Annotated in this window: 7 protein-coding genes; 2 read left to right on the plus strand and 5 right to left on the minus strand. The window is 37.3% G+C overall.

Features of this window, described 5'->3' with window-relative positions; genetic code table 11:
* Window positions 1–25: 25 nt before the first annotated feature.
* On the plus strand, window positions 26–463 hold the full coding sequence (locus tag ACT53H_RS04260; RefSeq protein WP_004790445.1) for a universal stress protein: 438 nt from the start codon (window positions 26–28) through the stop codon (window positions 461–463).
* A 40-nt stretch (window positions 464–503) separates the two neighbouring features.
* Here the strand turns inward: ACT53H_RS04260 and ACT53H_RS04265 are convergent, their stop codons facing one another.
* Together ACT53H_RS04265 and ACT53H_RS04270 are read right to left on the minus strand one after the other, a co-directional pair.
* A complete protein-coding gene (locus ACT53H_RS04265; protein ID WP_004790443.1) occupies window positions 504–1,253 on the minus strand; it encodes a hypothetical protein in 750 nt (249 codons plus the stop codon).
* A 25-nt stretch (window positions 1,254–1,278) separates the two neighbouring features.
* Entirely contained in the window at window positions 1,279–1,608 is a 330-nt protein-coding gene (locus tag ACT53H_RS04270; RefSeq protein ID WP_002115572.1) for an MGMT family protein, read from the minus strand.
* Between the two features lie 82 nt (window positions 1,609–1,690).
* Between ACT53H_RS04270 and ACT53H_RS04275 the strand changes: the two genes are divergently transcribed.
* Window positions 1,691–2,407 carry a zinc metalloprotease gene (locus tag ACT53H_RS04275; RefSeq protein ID WP_004790439.1) on the plus strand — a complete coding sequence of 239 codons (717 nt, stop codon included), beginning with the start codon at window positions 1,691–1,693 and terminating at the stop codon, window positions 2,405–2,407.
* Here ACT53H_RS04275 and ACT53H_RS04280 read toward each other — a convergent pair.
* The 3 genes from ACT53H_RS04280 to ACT53H_RS04290 all read right to left on the minus strand — a co-directional run.
* Complete coding sequence (locus tag ACT53H_RS04280) at window positions 2,404–4,134, minus strand: CapA family protein (protein WP_004790437.1); 1,731 nt, start codon at window positions 4,132–4,134, stop codon at window positions 2,404–2,406. The two genes, ACT53H_RS04275 and ACT53H_RS04280, sit on opposite strands and share 4 nt — an antisense overlap.
* Window positions 4,131–5,786 (minus strand): glycoside hydrolase family protein, encoded by a 1,656-nt coding sequence (locus ACT53H_RS04285; protein WP_476008681.1) that lies wholly within the window; start codon window positions 5,784–5,786, stop codon window positions 4,131–4,133. The genes ACT53H_RS04280 and ACT53H_RS04285 overlap by 4 nt, the downstream gene beginning before the upstream one ends.
* A 144-nt stretch (window positions 5,787–5,930) precedes the next feature.
* On the minus strand, window positions 5,931–10,112 hold a 4,182-nt coding region (locus ACT53H_RS04290; protein WP_476008682.1), incomplete at its 5' end, for a beta strand repeat-containing protein.

The raw sequence follows: 10,112 nt of genomic DNA on the forward strand, positions 1-10,112 counted from the left end.
CATCATTACAATAAGGAAAATACTCATGTTATATCAACATATTCTAGTACCAATTGACGGTTCTGAAACTTCTATGGTCGCCATGAAAGAGGCCATTAAGCTGGGAAAAGCATTAAATAGCAAAATTACAGTTGTACAAGTGATGGCACTTGATCCATTTATTGCTGATGTCTACGTAAAAACTGGCCAAACTAATGAGTTGATTGAACGTACAAGAACTTATTTGCTCGACATTTTAGAAAAAGCAAAACAAGAATTTGCCAACGAAGGCATTACTGTTGAAACCAAACTGTTGGAAGGCTTTGTTGTACATGAGGAAATCATTCAAGCTGCTCAAGACTTAAATGCAGATCTGATTGTCATGGGTTCTCATGGCCGCACGGGAGTCCGAAAACTCGTGTTGGGAAGTGTTGCACAAAAAGTTTTAGGGGAAAGCCATATTCCTGTGTTAATTGTTCGCTAAAGTGAGACGCCTGTTTGGCTAAAGTGAGCAAGATAGGCTTCTATTTCTTAAAAGGCATAACCTCTTCACGCGATTGCTCAACCGTTATTGTTTTTTTACTTTTGAAAGCTTCCCAAGAATAATTTTTATAATTTAATTGCCATAAATAATATGGTTGTCCCACATCTTTAAATTGAATGTTTAGTATCATCCATGCCTCATCATGACAATGGGGCGATTTTTTATAATCTTGTTCTGAAAAACATGCTCGAATCATTTCTCGTGAAGAAAAAGTAATATCTTTTAGTGCAACTTGATACTCCCCATGAGGTTTGAGCTTAATGAAGTCAGCATTTTCTTCAAAACGCCCTCCTCCTGAGTAACCCGTAAACCATCTATTAACTACTGCGATTGCAAACTCATTTTTATTTAATGGATATAAAGCTGGAAAGATTTGTAATCCATCTGGTGCCAAATCATCGGTGTGAGGCTCTTTATTATTATGTTGATAATCTTTAAAGTCCCATTGATCAACTACTTTATATTGATTATTTTGCTTCTTAACCTGAACAATTTGTGGACTTTCATCTATTAGGTAATAAATCGAATCTTGCGTATTTTTTCCCTTCCACAGGATAGCTTCACCACTGCATTTCTGTCTCAGTTGCTTGCATATCAAATCTATGTCTTGCTGAGAAGCCTTTATATTTGCAAAAGGTTGAGTTGAAATATCCTTTTCAGCATAACTCACCTGTGCCATCAAACTTAAAAGTAATACTGCTCCACTACACCATTTATTATTCTTTTGCATGTGTATTTACTCTCTAACATAAATATTAAGGCTGCCAAGCAAACTGCTTTAAGTCAACTTTACCATTTAACAAATAGACACCTTCAGCTTCCAATTTTAATTGCTGAATATTTTCACCTTTTTCATTAAATTTACTTAGGCTAATTTTGCCTTGAGAATTAATCACACGATACCAAGGAACTTGATGATCAGCTTCAAGATGTTTCAAAACATAGCCCACTAATCTCGCATGTTTTGGTAATCCTGCCATACGAGCCACTTGTCCATACGTTGCAACTTTTCCGTAAGGAATCAAAGCAATGACTTCTAAAATTTGTCGATGTAGTTCATACTGAGTTGTCAAAATGGACTCCATAAAAATTGACATCATTCATATCATATAAAAAATTTTTGACTAAAACTAAATGCAATCCAAGGTGGGCTTGAGGGAAATCTGCATGAAAAAAACATTACTGGTGATTACTGGCACTTTACTATGCGTTTCTTGTACTACACGCCCTCCTCTTCCTTTAGGAGAAACACCTAAAGTCTCTACAGATGGCCGTCCTATTATTCCAGTCACTTTTGTTTTTACAACCAACTCTCCAGAAGCTACAAAGTTTGATAATTATCAACAGATGCGTAAGGAAATTAAAATATTAAATAAATACTATGTAGATGATAAAAATAATAAAATTTTTAAATTTAAATTACATCGTTATATTCCTTATGAAGAGTTTTCAAAATTACATTGTGATTTAAAACAACAGATTAATCAGCCCTACCCAATTACTATTGAAACCATTCCTGCCAGTGTAAATACGTGTTTTCCGAAACGAACTGCAAGTAAAGAAGTGATTGTTTTTATTTATGATGCCTACTCAACGAAATGGAAATTTGAAGATGTAACAAGTAGAGCTTTTCGTAATAATGGCAAACCCTTTATTTTATTAGACTGGAACCGCCTCAATTATAATATTCAGGCTGGTAGCGTGCATGAAATGGGACATGTGTTTGGACTAAAACATGTTTGTGCACCAAAAGCTACAAAACGTACTCCAACAAACATCATGGCAAGCGCCGAATGTAAATTAGGCAGTGGTGGCTTAAGGAATTTAGGATTTACGCCAGTACAACTTCAAACTATTTTATCGACATACAAACTATATCCCTAAAATTTAATTTCAATATATGCTCCTAAGTTATCTTGGGTAGCGATGTAATTTTCAGGGGTCAGTGAAGATGTCATGTAAGTACTAGCTTTTAAGAGATCTTCAGCATTGACTGGATATGGCTGCCAAAATGTTTTCAAATTATTGGTGTAAATTGGATAAAGACGAAGTAAGTCTTTTGACAAGTCTAACCTTGCTATACAACCCAATGGTAAAGCATTGTGTTTTTCATATTCGCCATTGCTATTAAACACAGCATTTCCAATACCAAACACGACTGGCTTTTGGTTGATGATCTGGACAGGTTGAATAGTATGAGCACCATGACCAATGATCAAGTCAGCGCCAGCTTGGGTTAGAATCGCAGCAAGCTTACTCTGCTCTTTTGTAATGGGCTTAAAGTCGACACCCCAATGGCAAATAACAATAATTTTATGTTCAGGATGAGTCAGCCTATAGCGCCCTATTTGTTCAAGCAAAACACCATTTAAACACGCCACTCCACTCTTATGGCCTAAAGCATAAAAATCATAATCGAGATAGGCAGTATCTCTGTGCCAGTATCCGTTAAAAATAGCATAGCGCTTATTTTCAAAAGAGAGTTGAAAGTAGTTATGAGCATCTTTTTGGTTTACGCCTGCCCCGATATAAGAAATGTTAGCCTGATCCAACTGTTGTAATGTATAGACCAGTCCACGATCCCCATAATCTTTTAGATGGTTGTTTGCCAACACCACATGATTAAGGTGAATATTTTTGAATGCTGCTAATGTTTGTTCAGCATCAGCTTTAAGAATAAATGGCTTTTTATGACCTAAAGGAGATTGGTTTTCTAAAGAAAATACCGCTTCAAAGTTAGCAATATTTAAGTCATGTTCACCTAAAAAAGCTTTTATTTTTTTAAAAGAATAGTTATATCCATATTGTTGTAGAGCATCTTTTTGACCCTTTGACCTACGCTTTTCAGTGTAGATTTCCCCAAAGTAGGTATCGCCTAGAATGTTAATAATGCCACTTGGAGTTGAGCAAACTTTAGGTTTTACATTCTGTGCTTGGAAACAATGATAGTAAGGAATCAAGTGCTCAGCACGATGAATATCATCTAAGAATAAAAAGAAACCGATCGTTTGGTTTTCTTCCAAGAATGTGAGATAAATTTTTCTAAATGAGTTTGTAAGATATAAGACCTCTACTACGTTCTGTGCCATTAATGAGGTCTGAGGAAGATAGGACTTTCCTTTAAAAATAAGCTCTTTAATAAAAAAAAGATTTTTTATTTCAACTGGGTAACTAAAAATTTTTCTAAGCAATAAAAACAAATGCTTTAGTTGATTTTGGGTAGCTTCATTTTTTAAAGTTAAGTTATAGGCAGCGGCTCTTTTTGACAAAATTAAATAAGCTTGCTCATTTGTACCGCAAATCATATTACTTAAAGCTTCTTTTACATCTACTGCTTGAGTAAAAATTAAGAACTGCAATAACTCGGTAAATGTATAACTTTCAGATGTTTTTAAACCTAAGTTTTGTTGTCCAATTTGCTCGCTCATTTTTTGTGGCACAACATAGACATCTTGAGCTTGTACATTTTTTTGCTGAAATTGCTCTAATGCGTAGTCGATTAGCAGTAGGGTTGAAATATCATCATCAAATTCGAATTGCCATATAGCTTCATCAAAATTTGTCGTATCGATATGTGCTAATAGCTTGATCTCAACGGGTTGATACTTCATGGCTCATCACCTTTGTAATCTTTAACGTAAGCGATGTAACCCGATAAGTTGTGTTCTTGGTCATCAATCCGTACTCGAAAACGATCATGACGAATATAAAACGCATGTAAAATTTTATCTGGCCGAGCCATATACATCGCCATTTCCGGATAAAAAAATCCTGTAGTTTGAAAATCAGCTCTAAACTCAATTAGCTTTTGAAGCTCAGGCATATACGCCTGCTCAAAAAGTGCTGTCCGCCCCTGCTCTTTTAAACGGTTCACCATTTTATAAGCAGCCATTAGCATTTCTAATAAAGTTGCATATGTTGTTTTTCGATTTTTAATAAAAATAAAATGTTTTAAATAATTATTTAAACCAAAAATAAAATATTTATCTTCAGGGCATATTTTAGTGAGTTCATTTGTACAATAACTTAACCAATGATCATGGTATTTTTCATATCTTTTCTCAATAAAACATTCAAACATTAATTTAACCGTTTCTAATAATCTAGAATCTTGGTTAATTTGATATAAACGTAATAATGCTAAAGCAGCCTCACCATCATAATAAATAATTCTAAATTTTTCTTTTAAATCATAATCTGGATAATTTAATACATGAGTTGTTGAGCCATTTGAATCTATTAATTTTAAAATACCATTTGCGAGTTTCTCTGCATATTTTTGATAATCCGCTTTTTGAGTAATTTCTTGATATTTAGTTAACATTAAAATAGCGGCCGCATTCGCACCTAATTTGATTTCGAACTCCCCTTCTTTACCATCAATCATAAAGGCTGTTTCTGAGTCTTTTTCTTTATAAAAGTTGGTCAGTGCATAGTGAATGGCAGCATGTATTTTGGGCCAATATTCTGGCTTGTTCTGCACTTCAAAAGTTTCTAGTAAGGCATATACCGAGGTACAGTGGCGCACTGTATTGTAGTTACGAATGTCACGATCATAAGCAGAAAAATAACCATAAATAAATTTGCCATTTTCTTGAATCTGGTCATGCAGAAATGCCGAATTTTGCTCAATTAGATGCTGAAAATGCTGTTTTTTATTGCTTGAAATTCCTCTAATTCCATTTACATCATAGCCACTCGCTAAGTTAATAAATTCCTCATTTTCATAAAATGCAGCGTAGGTATCAAAAGTCCAAATGTCTTGCAGCTCCTGTAATTTAATCTGTGGTTTTGGAGCGTTATATTTTTGCTTAACTGCATAATTTAGGTTTGTTTCATCAAAAAAGTTCGGTTTGTCGTAGCTCAAGCCTCGAATGATTGCTTTTCCATAAATCTCTTGCTCAAGAAAAGCCACTGAACAGTGTTCATCAAATCCAATCCCTTTACGGTAGTGATTGTTGTGAAATTGATGGTGAACCTGTTGCTCTACTTCCTTCCAAGCTTGTTTCGTTAAGTTATATGCCACATCAATTTTTATATATTCATCCAGCGGTGACTGTGCAAACTGGTCATTAATAAAATCTAATAATTGTTTTTTAGCCTGCTCTAAATTTGTTTTCTCACTGTGCCACACACCACATCTTTGGTCTTTAGGACCATAAGATAAAAATAAAATAATATCCTGTTTAAGACTCGGAACGTGCTGAACAACTTGCTCTAACCAAAGGTTCATTTGTCTTTGGAATTTTAAAAATGCCGTCACTCGAATTTAGTCCCTATTCGTTAATTGTTGTTCTATAAAATTTTCGATACATCATAGCACGGAGAAATTAAAAACTAGATTAACGTATTGTTTAAACATAAAAAAAGAGCCCGAAGGCTCTTTTTTTACTTGGTTAATTATCTATTAATAGATAATTTGACCATTGTTGAGAAGATCATTGAGGGTCAATGAAGTTCGAGATTCATCTAGATGAATTGTCAACAATTGAGTATTTGAATAAGTAAGACCTAAACCGTCACGATCTACACTAATTGTAGCGTTTTGAGTCGTAGCATCGTAGCTTACAGATACATATTGTCCAATGGTTAAACTGTTTGGATTGCCAAGTAATAAGTTACTAATATCAATCTTATCAGCTTGAGTATCAGTTGCCGTATTACCTACATGGAAATCATTCCATACATCTACACCATTACCACCAGTTGCACTATTTACACTTGCAGCTGTTAATGTGTTGTAAATCAAGGTATCCGAGCCATTACCAAGCGTAAATGTATCGTTCGCACTGGTACTTACAGCAAGGCTGTTCAACTCTTGACTCAAATCAATCGTTAATGTGCTGGTAGATTCAGCGCCCGTAACTGATACAAGTTTGTAGTTAATCGTATCAATCGTAGCATTTGCTGCACTATCTAATGGTTTGTAATAGTACGAACCATCATTGTAGAGGTACAAGGTACCTTCACCAGTATTAATCGCTTGACCAGCAGCAATTTGGTAGTTTCCTGGTGTAACTTCAACATACAATTGAGAAGCAACTGTAGTGTCTGCAACTCCACCAGTAGTATCACCTACCAAGATATTGCCATGAATCCAATCTGTTAAACCATCAGGTGTGTATTGATCTAGATGAGTTGTTTTTGTAGTCACAACCGAATCAAGTGACATATTACCAATTGGAAGCAAACTAGATAAGCTAAACACAACTCTATAAGTACCAGCAGATAAGTGAGATACATCAGCCGAGTATGCTGGAGCACCCAACACACCTGCCAAGGCTGTCGAAGAACCTGAATAAACTGTATCTACCCATACACCGCCTACAAACTGCTGGATCTTATAACCTGTCGTCGGTAGAACAGATAGACTTAAAGATGCTAAATAATTCAGCTGAACATGTACATCAGTTACAGTATTGGCAGCAACAACAAACTGGTTCGATGTCACTGTACTGCTTAAAACTGGTGGTAATGTACTAAGCGATACGTTACCACTTGGTACATCAACAACAGCATCAGTTACCTGTTTCATGCTGATTGTTGCATCACTAGTATCCGCATTGGCTACTGGTGCAGGAATTACCGCATCTACACCTGGGTTAGCTGTATCCCAAGTGATATCCACATCAGGTGAACCAATTTGGATATGCAATGTTGCCGTGTCTGTTCTACCAGTTGCTGGATCTGTCACGGTATAGGTAAAGCTATCTACTTTTCCTATATTTAACGTGTTAGCTGTAGCCTGATAACTATAAGTACCATCCGCGTTAATTGTTAAAGTACCATAAGCACCTACAATTGTTGCTGATGAACCTACACTCACAGCTGATGTATTACCATTTTCAGAAGTCACTGAAGTCACAACTGAAGTTGTCGTAATGTAATCTGGCGTATAGTTTGGTCCATATACAGCAGAGTTATCATCTGACAGAACATTACCAATGATAGGATCCACTACTAAGCTAGGTACTTGAGTAATATCGCCATTATTCAAAGTAATATCCGCAGTGACACTACCTAGAGCTGTAAGAAGCGTATTGCTCTCCATAAACAACTCATAAGTACCAGAACCTAAGTTATCAACCTTGAATTTCACCTCAGACCCAAAGATACCTAATAAATCAAGTACCCCTGTATCTGCACTATCTGCTACTACTGTACGAGTGCCGTCTGGATTAACTCGTGTTAATACCACATGTAAACCATCAACAATCGTTGCAACTGAACCAAAGTTCACTGAGATAATTGCTTCAGTAATATGGCCTGGATCAACTGTAAATGTCGCAGTACCTTGTTTAGTACCGATAACAACTCCACCAACACCAAGTAACCAGTTATAGCTAATTGCATTATCAAAGACTTGTTGTGTCGTTGGATAAACCATGTCAATTGCTGCTGAAGCAACGTTATCCATTGCATCAACAGGAACTGGGCTTGTGATAACAGCTGGTTGAGATGGATCATTAGCGTTCCAAGTCATATCCACACTATCACTATCCAAGTGAACATATAGAGTCGCTTGAGAACTATTGCCCGTAACTGGATCGAGTAACGTATAAGTAAACTCATCAACTTGTCCGAGATTTAGTCCATTCGCATTTGGTGTGTAAGTGTAGTTACCATTTTGATCAATTACCAATGTACCGTAAGTACCTGCAATCGTAGTTGTACCAGTTGCACTTACTGCATTTCCATTAACTGTTGAGATAATAGCGTCATGGGTTGCAGCATCAACTGCACCGTTGATACCAACATCTTTAATAACGTTGCCAGAAATTGGCTCGACAGAGTAACCAGCCACGATATATGGATTATAGACATCCATCGTACCAGTTAATGTTCCGCCTAGACCTACACCTAACAATCCGTCATAACCGATAAATGCACGGTACTGACCTGGTTCTAAGCCATCCACTACAGCAGTTGCTACTCCACCAATCAGAGATAGATCAATGAGCGAAGCTTCTGGGTTAGTTCCACCAATAGATACCCATTGTCCAGTAGTTGCATCGTATTTTTGAACAACTAGTGAGTAGTCACTTAATACATTCGCAGTGAGTAATCCACTGAAGGTAAATGTAGCTGTACCTTCTCGGTCTGCATCCACATTAAATGCAATGGTTGCATCACCTAGTAATTGTAAGTTCAAACCAGCGAGAGAAACTGCTGCTAAGTAACTTGCACTACCAAGAGCTACGTCATCTGCAACAAGCAACGATTCTGGATTAATTTCAGCAACTGCTAGGTTGTCTGCAGCTTTCACAGAGCTCAATTGAATATTGAGATTTGCTTGAGCAGTGTCCCCAGTTACAGGATCGGTTAATGTGTAGACAAACACATCTGTTTGACCAACACCAGCTGCACTTGCAGTAGGTGTATAAGTATATGAACCATCAAGGTTGATTTCCAATGTACCGTAAGCACCATTAATGATCGTGCCATCTGCTACAACAGGCTGACCGTTAACTGCACTTACAACTGTTGTTGGAGTCACGATGTCTACTTCACCTGAACCATTCACTTCTGTGATGACGTTACCATCAGCAACTTCAGTGTAGTATCCACCTACTTGCGTCGTGTCATAAACATCTATTGTGCCAGTTAAGGTACCAAGTAAACCAATACCTAGAAGACCGTTATAAGTCATGAATGCACGGTATTGACCTTCTTCTAAACCATCAATAACTACACTAGGAGTTGTACCTAATAAAGTAAGGTCAAGAATGTCTGCTTGGCCACCACCATAGACAGAAGTCCATTGCCCCGTTGTTGTATCAAATTTCTGAAGGACTAGAGAGTAATCAGATAATGCATCTACGCCAATTAAAGCACTGTACGTAAAGGTTGCGTTACCTTCATCACCTGCACCAACTGTAAAGCCAATCGCTTCAGAACCAAGTTGCAAATCAAGTCCAGCAAGTGACACAAGAGCTAAGTATGTTTTGCTACCTAGAGCTGCATCATCTTGTACAAGCAATGGTTGAGGTGCAAGTACTGCTGTATCAGTGTTATCGAAAGCAATGATAGAGCTTGCAAGAGTATAAGTTTGCGTATCTTGAAGTGTACTAGTGTTTCCTGCGAGGTCTGTGAATGTCGCAGTAGCATCAACAGTTAAGTCTGAATCTGCTGCAAGACCACTACCAGCTACATCAACTGTCCAAGTACCTGCTACGGCATCAACTGTGGCTGTATAGTCAACACCATTTACAGTAACCACAACACCTGTTGTTACGGCATCTGTAGGGATGTTGGTCAATGTACCTGTTAAGGTCACTGGTCCACCAGCTTCTGTCGCATCTAGAATGTTATCAGCAGTAACTGGGTCAATTGCTAACACAGTTGTAGTGATATCAGGTGGAGTAACATCTAGAGTTACCGTTACATCTGCATCAGCAACATCTACGTTACCTTGTGCATCTACAGCCTCAGCATGAATCACAATCTGACCAGTCACAGGATCTGCTGCTGTTGCGGCAAGAATCGCTGTGATGAAGCCATTTGCAAGGTCAGCTGCTGTCACGGTGTAGTTCACACCATTAACATTCACCACTGTGCCGTCGATTGCATCTGGTCCCAACGCCACTTG

This window comes from Acinetobacter sp. DMC2 (genome assembly GCF_056314305.1).